Here is a 17310-nt window from a genome sequence, read left to right as displayed (position 1 = left end):
GAGCACGTCCCGCCGGCCGGCCCGAGTTACCGGCCGGTACCGGGAGTTGACAATGAGACGACAATCACATCGGAACCGTTGGATCGGGACAGCCGCACCCCAAGGGTCGTACCGGCACGGCCGCGCGGCACCCGGCCGTCCGGCCCGGCCCGGCGCACCCCCGGACGGACCGCCACGGCACCGCCCGGCCGCCCGCCGGCGAACGGCCCGGGACGCCCGGACAACGGCCGGGACAACGGCCCGGACAACAGCGGGGACAACAGCGGGGACAGAGCGTCAGGACGGTTACCGGGACGGCGCACCCGGCGGGAGCCCCGGGGCGGCCGGGCAGCCCGGCGCACCGCCGGACGGCCGGCGGTGCGCCCCGCCCCCGCGTCAGACCCGCGAGGCCACCAGCGAGCGCAGCAGTTCGAGGTCGACCTGCTCCAGGGAGGGCAGCACCAGCCGGCCGGGAGCCGGCTCGATCACCGCCACCGACGGCACCGCGATCACCGGGCAGCCGGCCGCCTCGGCCGACCGCACCCCGGTCGGGGCGTCCTCCACCACCACGCAGCGGGCCGGCTCCGCGCCGAAGCGGCGGACCGCCTCCAGGTACGGGTCCGGGTGCGGCTTGGTGCGCGGCACCTCGTCCCCCGCGAGCGAGAAGGCGAAGTGGTGGGTGCCCAGGGTGGCCAGCACGATGTCGATGATGTGCCGGTGCGAGGCCGACACCAGGGCCGCCGGGACGCCGTGCGCGGCCAGCGTGTTGAGCAGCCGCTCGGCGCCCGGCATCAACGGCACCCCGCCGCCCAGCAGGTCCACGAACCGCTGGTTGATCAGCGTGGTGAGGTCGGCCGGCGCGAGGTCGACGCCGGTGGTGGAGAGCAGGTAGTCGATCACCCGGCTCATCGGGCCGCCGACCACGTGCGCCCGGTCGTTCTCGTCCAGCGCGTAGCCCAGCTCGGCGAAGAGCGAGACCTCCGCCTGCCACCAGAAGTCCTCGGTGTCGACCAGGGTCCCGTCCATGTCCAGCAGCACCGCCTGGAGGCCTTGCCCGTTGTCGTGGCCGAGGGTGCGGGCGGCGGTGGAGATGGTCGTCATGGTGGGAGTCCTTCCGTTCGCGCACACCCGGATCTGCCTCCGGGGATGGCACAGGCCGGCCCGCTGGTGAGCGGACCGGCCCGTTCAGGATGATCCAGGATACGCCGCCCGCGCCGAAATGCGGCGAACGCTGTGCGACATCCCGGTTACCGCGCGTTGAAGGGCCGCGGCGGCCGGCGCCGGGCCGCCGTCGTCAGCGCGCGTTGAAGTACTTCGCCTCCGGGTGGTGGATGACGATCGCGTCGGTGGACTGCTCCGGGTGGAGCTGGAACTCCTCCGAGAGCACCACGCCGATCCGCTCCGGCTTCAGCAGCTCGGCGATCTTGGCACGGTCCTCCAGCTCCGGGCAGGCCCCGTAGCCGAGCGAGAACCGGGCACCCCGGTACTTCAGCGCGAACATGTCCTTGACGTCCTGCGGGTCCTCGCCGGAGAAGCCCAGCTCGAAGCGGACCCGGGCGTGCCAGAACTCGGCGAGCGCCTCGGCCAGCTGCACCGACAGGCCGTGCAGCTCCAGGTAGTCGCGGTAGGCGTCCGCCTTGAACAGCTCGTTGGCGGCCTCCGAGATCCGGTTGCCCATGGTGACCACCTGGAGGCCCAGCACGTCCTTCTCGCCGGACTCCTCCGGGCGGAAGAAGTCCGCCAGGCAGAGCCGGCGCCCGCGCCGCTGGCGCGGGAAGGTGAACCGGGTGTGCTCGCTGCCGTCCTCGTTGTAGACCAGCAGGTCGTCGCCCTTGGACGCGGCCGGGTAGTAGCCGTAGACCACGGCCGCCTCCAGCCAGCCCTCGGTCTGCAGCCGGTCCAGCCACATCCGCAGCCGCGGCCGGCCCTCGGTCTCCACCAGCTCCTCGTACGAGGGGCCGTCGCCGCTGCGCGCGGCCTTCAGACCCCACTGGCCCTTGAACAGCGCGTCCTCGTCCAGCCAGGAGGCGTAGTCCGCGAACGGGATGCCCTTGACGATCCGGTCGCCCCAGAACGGCGGCTCGGGCACCCGGTTGTCGACCGCGACGTCGGAGCGGATCTGGCCGAGGTTCTCCTCGGGCTCCTCCAGCACCTCGACCCGGGCGTGCCGGCGCTGCTTCAGCTCCGGCAGGGCCGCGCCGGGCACGCCGCGCTTGACCGCGATCAGCGCGTCCATCAGCCGCAGGCCCTCGAAGGCGTCCCGGGCGTAGCGGACCTCGCCCTCGTAGATCTCGTGCAGGTCCTGCTCGACGTAGGCCCGGGTCAGGGCCGCGCCGCCGAGGATCACCGGGAACTCCGCGGAGAGCCCCCGCTGGTTCAGCTCCTGGAGGTTCTCCTTCATGATCACGGTGGACTTCACCAGCAGGCCGGACATCCCGATCACGTCGGCCCGGTGCTCCTGCGCGGCGTCCAGGATCGCCGAGACGGGCTGCTTGATGCCCAGGTTCACGACGGTGTAGCCGTTGTTCGACAGGATGATGTCGACCAGGTTCTTGCCGATGTCGTGGACGTCGCCCTTGACGGTGGCCAGCACGATGGTGCCCTTGCCCTCGTCGTCGGACTTCTCCATGTGCGGCTCCAGGTGGGCGACGGCGGTCTTCATGACCTCCGCCGACTGGAGCACGAACGGCAGCTGCATCTGGCCGGAGCCGAACAGCTCGCCGACCACCTTCATGCCGGCCAGCAGGGTGCTGTTGACGATGTCCAGCGCGGGGCGCCCGGTCAGCGCCTCGTCGAGGTCCGCCTCCAGGCCCTTGCGCTCGCCGTCGACGATCCGCCGCTGCAGGCGCTCCTCCAGCGGCAGGGCCGCCAGCTCCTGCGCCTTGGTCTCCGCGCTGGAGGCCGCCGAGACGCCCTCGAACAGCTGGAGCAGCTTCTGCAGCGGGTCGTAGCCCTCGGAGCGCCGGTCGTAGACCAGGTCGAGGGCGACCTCTCGCTGCTCCTCGGGGATCCGGGCCATCGGCAGGATCTTCGAGGCGTGCACGATCGCCGAGTCCAGGCCGGCCTGGACGCACTCGTGCAGGAAGACCGAGTTGATCACCTGGCGGGCCGCCGGGGAGAGGCCGAAGGAGATGTTGGACAGGCCGAGGGTGGTCTGCACGGCCGGGTGCCGGCGCTTCAGCTCGCGGATCGCCTCGATGGTCTCGATGCCGTCCCGGCGGGACTCCTCCTGCCCGGTGCCGAGGGTGAAGGCCAGGCAGTCGACCAGGATGTCGTGCTCGGCGACGCCGTACTCGCGGCCCAGCTGCTCGATCAGCCGCTCGGCGATGGCGACCTTCTTCTCGGCGGTGCGGGCCTGGCCCTCCTCGTCGATGGTCAGCGCGACCAGGCCGGCGCCGTGCTCCCGGGCCAGCGCGGCGACCTTGCCGAAGCGGGTGTCCGGGCCGTCGCCGTCCTCGTAGTTCACCGAGTTCAGCAGGGCGCGGCCGCCCAGCATCTCCAGGCCGGCCCGGAGCACGTCCGTCTCGGTGGAGTCCAGCACGATCGGCAGGGTGGAGGCGGTCGCCAGCCGGCCGGCGATCTCCTTCATGTCGGCGACGCCGTCGCGGCCGACGTAGTCGACGCAGAGGTCCAGCAGGTGGGAGCCGTCGCGGATCTGCTCGCGGGCGATCTCCACACAGGCCTGCCAGTCACCGGCCAGCATCGACTCGCGGAACTTCTTGGAGCCGTTGGCGTTGGTCCGCTCGCCGATCGCGAGGTAGGAGGTGTCCTGGCGGAACGGCACCGCCTGGTAGAGCGAGGAGGCGGACGGCTCGGGCTGCGGGTCGCGCGGGGCGATCTCGCGGCCGCGCACCCGCTCGACCACCTGGCGCAGGTGCTCGGGGGTGGTGCCGCAGCAGCCGCCGACCAGCGAGAGGCCGTACTCGCGGGTGAAGGTGTCGTGCGCGTCGGCCAGCTCGGCGGGGGACAGCGGGTAGTGCGCGCCGTCCTTGCCCAGCACCGGGAGGCCGGCGTTCGGCATGCAGGACAGGCCGATCCGGGCGTTCTTCGCCAGGTAGCGCAGGTGCTCGCTCATCTCGGCGGGGCCGGTGGCGCAGTTCAGGCCGATGTAGTCGACGCCGAGCGGCTCCAGCGCGGTGAGCGCGGCGCCGATCTCCGAGCCGAGCAGCATGGTGCCGGTGGTCTCCACCGTGACCTGCACGATCAGCGGCAGGTCCAGGCCGGCCTCGGCCAGCGCCTGCTTGCTGCCCAGGACGGCGGCCTTGGTCTGCAGCAGGTCCTGGCTGGTCTCCACCAGGAGCGCGTCGGCGCCACCCGCGATCAGGCCGGCCGCGTTCAGCCGGAAGCCGTCCCGCACGGTCGCGTAGGGGATGTGGCCGAGGGTGGGCAATTTGGTGCCCGGGCCGATCGAACCGAGCACCCACCTGGTGCGTCCGTCCTGGTAGGAGTCGGCCACCTCACGGGCGATCCGGGCGCCCGCCTCGGACAGCTCGAAGATCCGCTCGGGAATGTCGTACTCACCCAGGGCGGAGAGGTTCGCGCCGAACGTGTTGGTCTCCACGCAGTCCACGCCCACCGCGAAGTACGCCTCGTGGACGGAGCGCACGATGTCGGGGCGGGTGATGTTGAGGACTTCGTTGCAGCCCTCCAGGTCCTGGAAGTCCTCCAGCGTCGGGTCCTGCGCCTGGAGCATGGTGCCCATCGCGCCGTCCGCCACCACGACCCGGGTGGCGAGGGCTTCACGCAGGGCGCTCGCGCGCTCCTGCTGGACGGTGGACGGGGTGGCTGCAGTGGCCATGGGGCTTCTCCCTGGGTGCGACGGCTGTCGGCTTTGCGCTCCCCGCGGTCGGGGAGGCACCTCGCCAGGGTATCCGTCCGGGCCTTCGGACCGGCGAACCGTTTCGTATCCTGAGCGTTCGATCAAGACGGGGGAACAGAAATGAAGTCGTTCGGCGTACGTCTCCGGCGCGCGGCGGGGGCCGTGCGCGGCCGCTGGCGGGGACTGTCCCGAGGACGCCGGATCCTGCTCTGCGCGCTGGTGGCCCTGGCCGTACTGGTGCTCCCGGTGGGCTCGGCGGCCCTCGCGCTGCGGCTGCAGTACACGGGCGACCCCGGTGCCGAGGCCCGTACCCGGGGGCGGGACGCGGTCTGGCTCGGGCACGCCTGGGTGGACGGCCGGAAGAGTGACGCCGACGTGGCCGCGCTGGGGCGGCAGCTGGCCGGCACCGGCATCCGTGACCTCTATGTGCACACCGGTCCGCTGGAGCACGACGGGAGCCTGCCGCCCGCGCTCTACCCCCGGGCCGGGTGGTTGGTCGAGGCCGTCCACCGGACGCTGCCGGGCGTGCGGGTGCAGTCCTGGCTGGGCGACGTGGTGAAGCCGGAGAAGGCCGGGCTCGACCTGGAGGACGCCCCCTCCCGGGACCGGGTCACCGCCGCCGCCGGCCAGGTGCTGGACGCCGGCTTCGACGGCGTGCACTTCGACATGGAGCCGATCCGCCCCGGATCGGACGGCTGGCTCACGCTGCTCGACCAGGTGCGGGCGGTCACGGCCGCGCGCGGCGCGGCGCTCTCGGTGGCCGCCCCGCAGATCGACCCGCTGCCCGGCCTGCACGTGCTCACCACCGGCCTGACCGGCCACGGCAAGTGGTGGTCGCAGGCGTACTTCGCCGAGACCGCCCGCCGGGTCGACCAGATCGCGGTGATGTCCTACGACACCGGCCTGCCGGTCGAGTCGCTGTACGGCGGGTACGTCGCGCAGCAGACCGTGCTGGCCCTGGAGGTCACCCCGCCGGAGGTGGACCTGCTGATGGGCCTGCCCTTCTTCTGGGAGGACAAGGCGGGCCACTACGGCGCGGCGGAGACGGTGACGGCCGCCGTCCGCGGCGTCCGCCTGGGCCTCGGGCGGGAGGCGCCCGGCCGGCAGAACTTCGGCATGGCGCTGTACGTGGACTTCGCGTCCACCCCCGAGCACTGGTCGGCCTACCGGCGCGGCTGGACCGACTGACCGGCCCGGCCGCCGGGCCGGGCCGTGCGGTGGCGGGCCGGCCCGGCGGCTCAGCGCACCGCGCGGTGCAGGGCGATCAGCAGCCGCCAGACCTCGGCCGCGACGGCCTCCGGCGTCCCCCCGACGCTCCCGTGCAGCCAGTCGGCGAGCACACCGGTGAAGGCGGCGGCGACGGCCGAGGCGACCAGGCCGGCCTGCGGGGCGCCGGCCAGCTCGCGTTCGCGGCGGCTGCGCTCGCGCAGCTCCCGGTGGAGCAGGTCCCCCAGCGGGCCGCTGCCGCCGGGCAGCAGCAGGCTGCGGTAGAGGTCCGCGTGGCGGGCCGCGTCGGCGAGGAAGAGGGTCAGGGCCGGCGGCGGCGCGGCCGGGTCGGGCAGGCCGCGCCAGGCGTGCAGGGCGTCCACCGCCTGCCGGACGACCTCGGCGCAGGCGTCCACCGCGAGGGCCTGGAGGTCCTCGTAGTGCAGGTAGTAGGTGGCCCGGCCGAGCCCCGCCCGGCGGACCACCGCGGAGACGCTGACCTCGGCGAGCGGGCGTTCGGCGCACTCGGCGAGCAGCGCCCGGCGCAGTTTCTCCCGGGTGCGGGCCGCACGCGGGTCGGCCGGCGGGCGGGGCTCCGTCATCCGGCCACCAGGACGGCGGTCAGCGCGATCGCGCCGGGCAGGGCCTGCGCGAAGAGGATCCGCCGGTTGGCGGTGGCGGCGCCGTAGAGGCCCGCGACGACGACGCAGCTCAGGAAGAACACCTGCACACGGTAGCCGGTGGGGTCGGCGGCGATCAGGCCCCAGACCAGGCCGGCCGCCAGGAAGCCGTTGTAGAGGCCCTGGTTGGCGGCCAGCGGCGCGGTGGCCCGGGCCATGCCGGCGTCGAAGCCGGAGAGTTCGCGGCCTGGCCGGCGCTCCCAGAGGAACATCTCCAGCACCAGGATCCAGCCATGGAGCGCGGCCACCAGGGCGACCAGCACGTTCGCGGTGGTCTGCACGACCACTCACCCGCCTTCCGGAACAGCTTCGGGGTGCCCTGATGGACACCTGTCCATAGTTTATGGACAGGTGTCCATGAACACCACCGGCCGCCGGGTGTTCCGGGTCACGCCCCCGGCGCCTCCTCGGCCAGCCGCGCCCCCAGCGCGGTGAGGTAGCGCTCCAACTGTGCGGTGTAGCCGGTCACGAAGCGCGCGACGACCCGGAACAGCGGACTGCGGATCTCGCCGCGCTCGACGATGGTCAGGGTGCAGCCGCCCGGCCAGGGCGTGATCTCGTACGTCCAGCTGCCGCCGAACGGCAGGCGGGGATCGGCGATCGCGGTGACCAGCCGCAGCGGCGGGGTGGCGTCCACCAGCTCGTAGGCGACGTCGCCGTGGCTCTCGTACTCGCGCCAGCGGATCCGGCCCCGCTCGTCCGGGAGCCGCTCGACCCGGATCAGGCCAGGCCGCCAGCGGGGGTAGCGGTCGATGTCGGTGAGGGTTTCCCAGACCGCCTCGGGCGGCCGGTGCACCTCCAGCGACCGGCGGGCCGTGTGCTTCAGCGGCAGGCAGCGGCCGAGCGCGAAGACGGACGCGCCCGTCACGGCCACCGCACCAAGGGCGATCAGCGGCCTTCTCATCGGCCCGGCTCCTCGTCCGTCGTCCGGCCCCCTGCCTCCATCATCGCGCCGGGGCCGCCGCCGGGGCGCGGGCCGGGACACCCCGCGGCCGGGGCCGGGCCGGAAGGTGCGCGGGGCGCGGACCGGGCCGTCATCACCCCGCATGATCACTACCGGATCGCGCAACCGGCCGATCCCCGGGCGCCCGATTCCGTACACGCGAAGGAGGGCGGGTGCCGTGGCACCCGCCCTCCTTTTCGCCCGTCCGCGCGGGTCACGCCCGCCCGGTCACGCCCGGGCGTCCGCCGCGCGTTCCGGCCGCGGCACGGCTCAGACCCGGACCCGGGCCGGCGCCGTGGAGCCGCGCACCACCAGCTCGGGCTCGAAGAGCAGCTCGTCATGGGTGACCTTGACGCCCGCGATCTCCCCCGCCAGCAGCTCGACGGCGGCCCGCCCCATCGCCTCGATCGGCTGGCGGACGGTGGTCAGCGGCGGGTCGGTGCAGGTCATGAAGGCGGAGTCGTCGTAGCCGATCACGGACACGTCGTCCGGCACCGAGAGGCCGGCCCGGCGCACCGCGCGGACCGCGCCGAGCGCCAGCGGGTCGCTCGCGCAGACGATGCCGGTGACGTCCTGGCGCAGCAGCCGGGTGGTCGCGGCCTGGCCGCCCTCCAGGCTGAACAGGGCGCGCTCGACCAGCTCGTCCGGCAGCTCCAGGCCGGCCCGCGCGGCGGCGGCCCGGGCGGCGGCCAGCTTGCGCCGGGACGGCATGTGGTCGGCCGGGCCGAGCACCATGCCGATCCGCCGGTGGCCGAGCTGCTTGAGGTGGCCGATGGCCTGTTCGACCGCCACCGCGTCGTCGCAGGAGACCCGGGGGAAGTCCAGGTCGTCGATGGCCGCGTTCAGCAGCACGGTCGGCAGGCTGCGCTCGGCGAGCCGGTCGTAGTGCTCGTGCGGGGCGTCCTGCTGGGCGTAGAGGCCGCCGAAGAAGACCACGCCGGAGACGTGCTGCTCCAGCAGCAGGTCGACGTAGTCGGCCTCGGAGACGCCGCCGGCCGTCTGGGTGCAGAGCACGGGCGTGAAGCCCTGGCCCGCGAGGGCGCCGCCGACCACCTCGGCGAAGGCCGGGAAGATCGGGTTCTGCAGCTCGGGGAGCACCAGGCCGACCAGCCGGGCCCGCTCGCCGCGCAGCTGGGTGGGCCGCTCGTAGCCCAGGACGTCGAGCGCCGTCAGCACCGCGGCCCTGGTCGCCTCCGAGACGCCGGGCTTCTCGTTCAGCACACGGCTGACCGTGGCTTCGCTCACCCCGACCTTCTGGGCCACCTGAGCAAGTCGTCGTGTCATGCTTGCGAGTATACGACGAAAAGCGCAATTTCCTTGCGAAAATTTGCAAACCCCGGCTCGGCCTCGAACAGCCGGCCGCCCCCGCCGGTCCGGGCGCGGAGCTGGCCGGATATCCGTTGGATCGACGCCCGCCGGTCCCGCAAACTGACCCCACCGGCCTGCCGTCCGGCACCTGCCGCGCGCATCAAAGCCCGTAGGCTGGGCAGGTAGGGACCATGGGGCGAGCGGCCCCATGGGTGGAGAGGTTCAACAGTCGGCAGCCGGCCAACGGCGCCCTTGCAGGCCCGGGAGGGCCGGGCGCACGGCCGCCGGCCGACCGGAGGGAGACGCTGGGTGATCGAGCTGGAAGATGTTCCCGAGTTGATCGACCCGGTGATGGTGTGCGCCTTCGAGGGCTGGAACGACGCCGGTGACGCCGCCTCGGCGGCCGTGGCGCATCTGGACGAGACCTGGAGCGGGAAGGTGTTCGCCGCCCTGGACGCGGAGGACTACTACGACTTCCAGGTGAACCGGCCGACGGTCTGGCTGGACGGCGGCGTCCGCCGGATCACCTGGCCGACCACCCGGCTCTCGGTCGTCCGGGTCACCGAGCCCAGGACGAGGGACCTGGTGCTCGTCCGCGGCATCGAGCCCAGCATGCGGTGGCGCTCGTACTGCAACGAGCTGCTCGGCTTCGCCCACGAGCTGGGCGTGGAGCTGGTGGTGATCCTGGGCGCGCTGCTCGGCGACACCCCGCACAGCCGTCCGGTGCCCGTCAGCGGGGTCACCTCCGACCCCGACCTGGCCCGCACCCTCGACCTGGAGGAGAGCCGCTACGAGGGCCCGACCGGGATCGTCGGCGTGCTCCAGGAGGCCTGCACGCACGCCGGGGTGCCGGCCGTGACGCTCTGGGCGGCCGTGCCGCACTACGTCGCGCAGCCGCCGAACCCCAAGGCCACCCTGGCACTGCTCAACAAGCTGGAGGACCTGCTCGACCTGCGGATCCCGCCGGGCGAGCTGGGCGAGGACTCCCGCGCCTGGCAGCTCGGGGTGGACCAGCTGGCCGCCGAGGACAGCGAGGTGGCCGAGTACGTCCAGCAGCTGGAGGAGGCCCAGGACACCGCCGAGCTCCCCGAGGCGTCCGGCGACGCCATCGCCCGCGAGTTCGAACGCTACCTGCGCCGCCGGGAGAACCTCGGCCCGACCGGCGAGAAGCCGGTCGCCGGGCACGCCACCGCCGAGCGGCCGGCCGAGCCGGAGACCGGTGCCACCGACACCAAGACCGGCGAGGACGGGCCCGAGGCGGGCACCGAGGAATGAGCCGCGGACCGCGGCACCGGACCATGCCGAAGGGGCGTCAGGATCTCTCCTGACGCCCCTTCGGCGTGTCACGGGGCCCGGGGGTCCCGGGGCTCGGGAACGGCCTACAGCGCGACGCCCAGCAGGGCGTCGACGGTGCGCGAGACCAGCCCGGGGGCGGTGATGTCGCCGCCGCCGGCCTGGGCCTGGCGCTCGGCCCAACGGTCCACCGCGGCCAGCGCGGTGGGGGTGTCCAGGTCCTCGGCGAGCGCCGCCCGCACCTCGGCGAGCAGGCCCTCCGCCGACGGGCCGTCAGGGCGGGAGACGGCCGCGCGCCAGCGCGCCAGCCGCTCCAGGGCCTCGTCCAGGGTGGCCTTGGTCCACTCCCAGTCGGAGCGGTAGTGGTGGCCGAGCAGGGCCAGCCGGATCGCCGCCGGGTCCACGCCCTCGCGGCGCAGGGCGGAGACGAAGACCAGGTTGCCGCGGGACTTGGACATCTTGTGCCCGTCCAGGGCGACCATGCCCGCGTGCACGTACGCCTGGGCGTACGGGTGCTCGCCGGTGGCGACCTGGGCGTGCGCGGCGCCCATCTCGTGGTGCGGGAAGGACAGGTCGCTGCCGCCGCCCTGGATGTCGAAGGACATGCCCAGGTACTTGAGGGCGATCGCCACGCACTCGATGTGCCAGCCGGGCCGGCCGTGGCCGAGCTCGGTGTCCCAGGCGGGCTCGCCGGGCCGGGCCGCGAGCCACAGCAGGGCGTCCAGCGGGTGCTTCTTGCCGGGGCGGTCCGGGTCCCCGCCGCGCTCGGCGAAGACCGGGCGCATCTCGTCCCGGGTGAGCCCGGAGACCTCGCCGAAGCGCGGGTCCGACTCGACCGAGAAGTAGATGTCGCCGTCCAGGTCGTACGCGGCGCCGCTCGCCAGCAGCTTCTTCACCAGCGGCACGATCCACGGGATCGACTCGACGGCGCCGATGTAGTGGTCCGGCGGCAGCATCCGCAGCGCCGTCATGTCCTCGCGGAACAGCGCGGTCTCGCGCTCGGCGAGGGCCACCCAGTCCATGCCGGTCTCGACGGCGCGGACCAGCAGCGGGTCGTCCACATCGGTGACGTTCTGGACGTAGAGGACGTCGTGGCCGGCGTCCTTCCAGACGCGCTGCACCAGGTCGAAGGTGTTGTAGGTGGCGGCGTGGCCCATGTGGGTCGCGTCGTAGGGGGTGATGCCGCAGACATAGATCCGGGCGGTGCCGTCCTGCGGCACGACCTCCCGGATACAGCCCGCGGCGGTGTCGTGGATACGCAGGGGGAGCCCCTGACCGGGCAGGGCGGGAACCTCGGAGGCGGGCCAGGCATGCATGGACACGACTCTAACCTTGCGATCATTTGAAAGCCTAACCAGTACGCAAGATCGGCCGGAATCCGTTCGCGGACCGACCGGCCTCCCGCGCCGGGCGGTCATGCGGGACGGGCCGGGCCGCCGGCGGCGCCGGGCCGGCCGGGCCGGGTCAGGCCCGCTGCCAGAGCGCCGGGACGTTCGGCGGCTCCCAGCCGGTCATGGCGGTGTGTCCCTGGAGGCAGCGGTAGGTGACCCCGCCGTAGGTGACCCGGTCGCCGGCCGCGTACGTGGTGCCCGCCCGCCAGGTGCCGGACGGCTGGGAGGTGGGGCTCTGGGTGGGCCGCGGCGAGGCGCTGGTGGGGGTGATCGTGGGGGTGGCGCTCGGGCTGCCGGACGGGGACGGGGTCTGCGGCACGTCCAGCACGAAGTCGAAGCTGCCGAGCTTGCCCGAGCCGACCTGCTGCACGGTCATCAGCAGCGCCGGGTCGTAGATCGTGTCGCTGCTGTTGCGCGGCTCCCCCGGGAAGTACAGCTGGGTGGTGAGGATCGGCCGGCCCGGCGCCTGGACCTTCACGTGGATGTGCCTGGTCCGGCCCGGGTAGAGGCCGGGGACGATCGTGGTCAGGCTGAACGCGCCCTGGGCGTTGGTGAACTGGTGGCCGCGGAAGGTGAAGCCGACGTTGTCGTAGGTGCCGTTCACGTCGGCCTGCCAGAAGTCGAGCAGGGCGCCGGCGATGGGCAGGCAGGCCCGGCCGAAGACGTAGCCGCTGACGGTCAGCGGCGTGCCCGGGGTGCCCGCGGTCACCAGCGAGGTGCGCAGCGGCGAGTTCGGCTTGAAGTACGGGCCCTCGGTCTGCTCGATGGTGGGGTGGTCGCCGTCGTCGCACTCGGGGGTGAGGTCGAGCGGTCCGCCGCCGGGGCCGAGGTCCCGGGCGAGGGCGGCGCCGCCGCCGAGCAGCAGCGGGGTGGCGCCAGCCAGTACGGCGGCCTTCAGGACGGTCTTGCGGCTGATCCGGCGGTCGGCCGGGGCCTCGGCCCCGGCGGCGGGGTCTCGGGGGTCGCGGGCGTCTGTGGGGGACATGCACCGACTCCTTCGGGTGGTGGGATGGGATGTCGCAGGCCTTCGGCATGCGCATGACAGGCAAGGAGCCCGGCGGTGGCCCGCACCGGCACGGCGCACCCCGTGGGCCTCACGGCACCGCACGGTGCACCACGGCCGGGCCGCGGTGGGGAGCTGCAGCCAACCTACGGGCGGTCCGGCGGGCCCGCGATGGACTCGATCCGGGGATCGTGGTGCTTTTCTGCACCGGCGGACCGGAACTCCCCCGGGGTCACCCCGGTCTCCCGCCGGAAGAACCGGCAGAAGTAGGCCGGGTCCGCGAAGCCCGCCTGCCCGGCGATCTGCCGGACCGTCAGACCGGTGTTCAACAGCAGCCGTTTGGCCTCCAGGGCCTGCCGGCCCCGGATCAGCTGGCCCGGCGTCCGGCCGGTCGCCTCCTTGACCAGGCTGTGCAGATGGCTCGCCGACACGCCCAACTCCCTCGCGTACCAGGACACCTGTCGCTCCACCGGGCCCTCGGTCGCGATCAGCCGGGTGAACCGGGACGCCAACTCGGCCGCCCGGCCCGCCGGCTGCGGAGCCTCCGGGGTCAGCGCCCGGGCCGCCCGGACCACCAGGATGTGCAGGTAGGCACGCAGCACCCCGGCGCAGCCGGGCAGCGCCGCGCGGTACTCCCGCTCCAGCTCGGCGAAGAGCGCGGCCAGGCCGCCGGCCTCGGCCCCCAGGTGCAGCCAAGGGGTGCCGGCCAGCTGCCGCAGGGCGGCGGCGTCCTCCGGGTGGTCGAGGAAGTCCTCGTTGAACAGCGCCACGAAGCCGCTGAGCTCCTCGGCGCCGTCCCAGTGGTGCACCTGGCCCGGTGTGATCACGCACAGGTGCGGGGGGCGCAGCGGCCAGTGCGCGAGGTCCAGCACGTGGGCGCCCCGGCCCCCGGTGACGTACACCATCTCGTAGAAGGAGTGCCGGTGCGGGAACGCGGCGCGGGACAGCGGCCCGATGGTGTCGAAGGTGCCGATGGCGAACGGGAGGACGTGCGGCGAGGGCACCTCCAGGTCGTGCCGTGGCACGGCCTCCTGCGACCGGCGGCCCGCCGCCCCGCGCTCGCCGGTCCGGCCGGTCCCTGGACGATCCACCGGTGCAGTCTGGGCCCTGCGCGGCCCGCCGTCCAGGGTGCGGACGCGGGACGGCCGGGGCACCGGGCGGGCCGGTCCTAGATCGGCGGCCAGGGGATGGAGGGCCAGTCCTCGGACGGCAGCGGATGCTCGGCGGTGCGGAGCAGCGCGGCCGTCCGGTCGGCGGCGGCGGCGATCTCGGCCCGGGTGAGGTGCGGGGCCAGGCGCTCGCCGAGGGCGCCGTCGAGGTCCGCGGCGAGGCGGCCGAGGACGTCCAGCGCCTCCGCGGGCAGCGGGGTGCCGGCCCAGCCCCAGAGCAGGGTCCTGAGCTTGCCCGGCACGGCGAAGGTGACCCCGTGGTCGATGCCGTAGATCCGGCCGTCGGCGGCGGGGATCAGGTGGCCGCCCTTGCGGTCGGCGTTGTTGAGCACCGCGTCCAGCACCGCGAGCCGGCGCAGCCGGGCGTCGTCGGGGTGCACGAGCAGCGCGGTGCGGCCCCCGCCGACGTCGGCCCGGACGATCGGCAGCCAGCCCTCCTCCGGGCCCGCCGGGTCCTGGAGGGCCAGCAGGGGTGCGGCGCCCGGGTCCGGCTCGACCCAGAGCTGCACCATGCCGGGGCCGTGCGGGCCCTCGCGCAGCAGGGTGGGCGGGATCAGTGCCCAGCCGGCGGCGGCGGACACCTCGTACGCGGCGACCTCGCGCCCGGCCAGCGTGCCGTCCGGGAAGTCCCAGAGCGGGCGCTCGCCGGCGACCGGCTTGTAGACGCACTGGGCGGTGACGCCGTCCAGGGTCACCGAGCAGTAGAGGGCGGCGTTGGAGGCGTCGGTCAGCCGGCCGTGCAGGGTGAGGGCGCCCTCGCGCAGCAGCCGCAGGGCGGCCGGGGCGTCGGCGGCCAGCGCGGCGCCCGCCACCGGGTCCGCCTCCGGGACGTCCTGCGCCTCGGGCCCGGGCTCCGACACGGCTTCCTCCTGGTCCGCCGGCGCGTCCGCGTTCAGCGCCGGTACCCGTTCGCGCGGGGGCACAGGTGGCCCTCGGGGTCGAGCGGCAGGTTGCAGAACGGGCAGGGCTTGCGCCCGGCGGCGACCAGGTCGAGCGCCCGCTTGGCGAACACCCGGGCCATCGCGCCGCTGAGCCGCACCCGCAGCATGTCCGGGCCGTTCTCGTCGTCCTCGAAGACCTGCTCGGCGCCGTCCTCCTCGGCCTCGGCCTCGCCCTCGACGACCGCCTGCGCCTCGACCACCAGGCAGGAGTCCACGCTGTCCCAGGCCAGGGCCATCGTGCCGACCCGGAACTCCTGCTCCAGCGGGAGGTCGAGCGGGGCGGTGTCGATCAGTTCGACCGGGGCCCGGGCCGGGATGGCGGCATCGCCGCCGCTGCGCCGCAGGGCCTCGTCGAGGACCTCCTCGATCCGCTCGGCGAGCGCCGCGACCTGGGTCTTCTCCAGCAGCACGCTGGTGATCCGGCCTCGGGCGCTGGCCTGCAGGTAGAACGCCCGGGCGCCGGGCTGGCCGACGGTACCGGCCACGAACCGTTCGGGCTGGTCGTAGAAGAAGACCTGACGGGACACGCTCTCGCTCCGGATCGTTCTGTCGTCGTCGTGCAGGAGACCGGCACCGGGTGGTACTGGCCGCGGTACCCGCCGGGCCGTCGTACGAACGGGGCCCGAGTGTCACCCTACGGCCTGGGCGCCGGGCCCGGGGCGGGAGCCCGCAGGCCGGCCGGACCGGGTCAGCTCGTGCCGGTGTCGCCGCCGACCACCGCGTCGCCCGCCGGGGCGTCCGCCCGGCCGGGCCGGGGGCCGAGCGAGGAGAGGTCGCCGGTGTCCCCCATCCGCAGCAGGAACGGCCGCTGCGGGGTGTAGCGGATCGCGGTGACCGAGCAGGGTTCGACGTTGATCCGCTGGAAGTGGTCCAGGTGCAGGCCGAGCGCGTCGGCGACCACCGCCTTGATGACGTCGCCGTGCGAGCAGGCGATCCAGACCGCGTCGTCACCGTGCTCGACGGCGACCTTCTCGTTCCACTCGCGGACGGCCGTGACCGTCCGGTGGCTGAGTTCGCGCAGCGACTCCCCGCCGGGGAAGGCGGCCGCGGCGGCGTGGTCCTGCACGGTGCGCCAGAGCGGTTCGGTGGCCAGCTCGGCGAGCGGGCGGCCGGTCCACTCGCCGTAGTGGCACTCGCCGAGCCGCTCGTCCAGGGCCGGCCGGGACAGGCCGGGGCGGCCGGCCAGCAGCGGCTCCAGGGTCTGCCGGCAGCGTTCCAGCGGGCTGCTGACGGCCTGCGCGATCGGGACGCCGGTCAGGCGCCCGGCCAGCGCGGCGGCCTGGACCCGGCCGGTGTCGTCGAGTTCCACGCCGGGGGTCCAACCGGCCAGGATTCCGGCCGTGTTCGCGGTGGAGCGGCCGTGGCGGACGAGCAGCAGGGTGGGCATGGGGCCAAGCGTACGGCCTGGCCGCGGCGGCCCGGCACAGGGTGCCGCTCCGCCCGCCCGGACCCGCCCGGACCACGGCCGGGCGGGCCCGGGCGGGACCCCGGGGCGGGCGGCGGGCCGGACGGCGTCGCGCCGGTGCTGTGACGACGCGGTGAGCTTTCGGCGGACCGGATACCGGTCCGCCCCGGTCGGCGCGACAATGTCCCGCATGATCGTCGATTGCGCCACCTACCGCGACGGGCACCGTGTCCAGGGCCCGGAGGACTACTCCGACGCCCTGGCGGCCGCCCGGGCGGCCGGTGACAGCTTCCTCTGGATAGGGCTGTACGAGCCGACCACGGCCGAGCTGGACCTGGTCAGCGAGGAGTTCGGGCTGCACCCGCTGGCCGTCGAGGACGCCGTCAGCGCCCACCAGCGGCCCAAGCTGGAGGCCTACCAGGACTCGCTCTTCATGGCGCTCAAGACGGTCGGCCACCGGGACGGCACCCAGGCGGTCAGCACCGGCGAGATCATGGTCTTCGTCGGCGACGCCTTCGTGATGACCGTGCGGCACGGCACCGACAGCCCGCTGCGGGAGCTGCGCAGCCGGCTGGAGAAGCAGCCGGAGGTCCTGCGGCACGGCCCGAGCGCCGTGCTCCACTCGGTCTGCGACACGGTGGTGGACCGCTACCTGGACGTGGCCGTCGCCCTGGAGGGCGAGCTGGACGAGCTGGAGGCCGACGTCTTCGCCCCCGGGCGTCCCGCCGGGGGCGCCGCCGAGCGGATCTACGGCTACAAGCGGCAGCTGGTGACGATGCGGCGGGCCACCGGGCCGTTGCAGGAGCCGCTGCTGCGGCTGGCCCGGGGCGGGGAGCCGTTCGTCACGGCCGAGGCCCTGCCGTACCTGCGGGACGTGGCGGACCACCTGTCCCGCGCCGACGAGCAGGTGGACGCCATGGACCGGCTGCTCACCGACATCCTGAGCGCCAACCTGGCGCAGGTCAGCGTGCAGCAGAACAGCGACATGCGGAAGATCTCCGCCTGGGCGGCGCTGGCGGCCGTGCCCACCCTGATCGCCGGGGTGTACGGGATGAACTTCGAGCACATGCCGGAACTGCACCAGCGCTGGGGCTACCCGGGGGTGCTGCTGCTGATGACCGCGGTCTGCCTGGTGCTGCACCGGGTGTTCAAGCGCAGCGGCTGGCTGTAGGG

General features: G+C 74.1%; 15 protein-coding genes. 3 read left to right on the top strand and 12 right to left on the bottom strand.

Translation table 11 applies throughout. The annotated features are described in order from the left end of the window. Positions 1 to 375 precede the first annotated feature (375 nt). Both IE329_RS20395 and metH read right to left on the bottom strand, forming a co-directional pair. A complete protein-coding gene (locus tag IE329_RS20395) occupies positions 376 to 1080 on the bottom strand; it encodes an HAD family hydrolase (protein WP_190212378.1) in 705 nt (234 codons plus the stop codon). 193 nt (positions 1081 to 1273) lie between these two features. Further along, entirely contained in the window at positions 1274 to 4777 is a 3504-nt protein-coding gene (gene metH / locus IE329_RS20390) for a methionine synthase (protein ID WP_190212377.1), read from the bottom strand. Positions 4778 to 4918: 141 nt separating this feature from the next. Here metH and IE329_RS20385 point away from each other — a divergent pair, with 141 nt between their 5' ends. Continuing rightward, positions 4919 to 5986, top strand: a complete 1068-nt coding sequence (locus IE329_RS20385) for a glycoside hydrolase family 18 protein (protein WP_229927613.1) — start codon at positions 4919 to 4921, stop codon at positions 5984 to 5986. 50 nt (positions 5987 to 6036) lie between these two features. Here IE329_RS20385 and IE329_RS20380 read toward each other — a convergent pair whose 3' ends face one another. From IE329_RS20380 to IE329_RS20365, 4 genes are all read right to left on the bottom strand, one after another. Beyond that, the gene (locus IE329_RS20380) at positions 6037 to 6606 is read right to left on the bottom strand and encodes a TetR/AcrR family transcriptional regulator (RefSeq protein ID WP_190212376.1); all 570 of its coding nucleotides are present in this window, start codon (positions 6604 to 6606) and stop codon (positions 6037 to 6039) included. Then, on the bottom strand, positions 6603 to 6965 hold the full coding sequence (locus IE329_RS20375) for a DUF1304 domain-containing protein (RefSeq protein WP_190212440.1): 363 nt from the start codon (positions 6963 to 6965) through the stop codon (positions 6603 to 6605). The genes IE329_RS20380 and IE329_RS20375 overlap by 4 nt, the downstream gene beginning before the upstream one ends. Positions 6966 to 7072: 107 nt before the next feature. Next, positions 7073 to 7588 (bottom strand): SRPBCC family protein, encoded by a 516-nt coding sequence (locus IE329_RS20370; protein ID WP_190212375.1) that lies wholly within the window; start codon positions 7586 to 7588, stop codon positions 7073 to 7075. A 309-nt stretch (positions 7589 to 7897) separates the two neighbouring features. After that, positions 7898 to 8911, bottom strand: coding sequence for a LacI family DNA-binding transcriptional regulator (locus tag IE329_RS20365; RefSeq protein WP_190212374.1), 1014 nt, complete (start codon positions 8909 to 8911; stop codon positions 7898 to 7900). A 333-nt stretch (positions 8912 to 9244) separates the two neighbouring features. On the opposite strand from IE329_RS20365, the gene IE329_RS20360 reads away from it, so the two are divergent. Beyond that, on the top strand, positions 9245 to 10210 hold the full coding sequence (locus IE329_RS20360; RefSeq protein ID WP_190212373.1) for a PAC2 family protein: 966 nt from the start codon (positions 9245 to 9247) through the stop codon (positions 10208 to 10210). A 104-nt stretch (positions 10211 to 10314) separates the two neighbouring features. Here IE329_RS20360 and mshC read toward each other — a convergent pair whose 3' ends face one another. From mshC to IE329_RS20330, 6 genes are all read right to left on the bottom strand, one after another. Then, a complete protein-coding gene (mshC, locus tag IE329_RS20355) occupies positions 10315 to 11544 on the bottom strand; it encodes a cysteine--1-D-myo-inosityl 2-amino-2-deoxy-alpha-D-glucopyranoside ligase (protein ID WP_190212372.1) in 1230 nt (409 codons plus the stop codon). Between the two features lie 148 nt (positions 11545 to 11692). Continuing rightward, positions 11693 to 12604, bottom strand: coding sequence for a dioxygenase family protein (locus IE329_RS20350; RefSeq protein WP_190212371.1), 912 nt, complete (start codon positions 12602 to 12604; stop codon positions 11693 to 11695). 164 nt (positions 12605 to 12768) lie between these two features. Further along, positions 12769 to 13713: a helix-turn-helix domain-containing protein gene (locus IE329_RS20345; RefSeq protein WP_190212370.1), complete on the bottom strand. Its 945-nt coding sequence runs from the start codon at positions 13711 to 13713 to the stop codon at positions 12769 to 12771. 77 nt (positions 13714 to 13790) lie between these two features. Then, positions 13791 to 14588, bottom strand: a complete 798-nt coding sequence (locus IE329_RS20340) for an SCO1664 family protein (protein ID WP_190212439.1) — start codon at positions 14586 to 14588, stop codon at positions 13791 to 13793. A 95-nt stretch (positions 14589 to 14683) separates the two neighbouring features. After that, on the bottom strand, positions 14684 to 15259 hold the full coding sequence (locus IE329_RS20335) for a DUF3090 domain-containing protein (protein WP_190212369.1): 576 nt from the start codon (positions 15257 to 15259) through the stop codon (positions 14684 to 14686). 161 nt (positions 15260 to 15420) lie between these two features. Next, positions 15421 to 16119 carry a histidine phosphatase family protein gene (locus IE329_RS20330; RefSeq protein ID WP_190212368.1) on the bottom strand — a complete coding sequence of 233 codons (699 nt, stop codon included), beginning with the start codon at positions 16117 to 16119 and terminating at the stop codon, positions 15421 to 15423. Between the two features lie 199 nt (positions 16120 to 16318). Here IE329_RS20330 and corA point away from each other — a divergent pair, with 199 nt between their 5' ends. Next, positions 16319 to 17308 carry a magnesium/cobalt transporter CorA gene (corA, locus tag IE329_RS20325; RefSeq protein WP_190212367.1) on the top strand — a complete coding sequence of 330 codons (990 nt, stop codon included), beginning with the start codon at positions 16319 to 16321 and terminating at the stop codon, positions 17306 to 17308. The last annotated feature ends 2 nt before the right edge of the window (positions 17309 to 17310 follow it).

Source organism: Kitasatospora indigofera (assembly GCF_014655955.1).
GTDB classification, from domain to species: Bacteria; Actinomycetota; Actinomycetes; order Streptomycetales; family Streptomycetaceae; genus Kitasatospora; species Kitasatospora indigofera.
The sequence above is the reverse complement of the archived record's forward strand: the minus strand, read 5'-3'. Positions and strand labels throughout refer to the sequence as shown.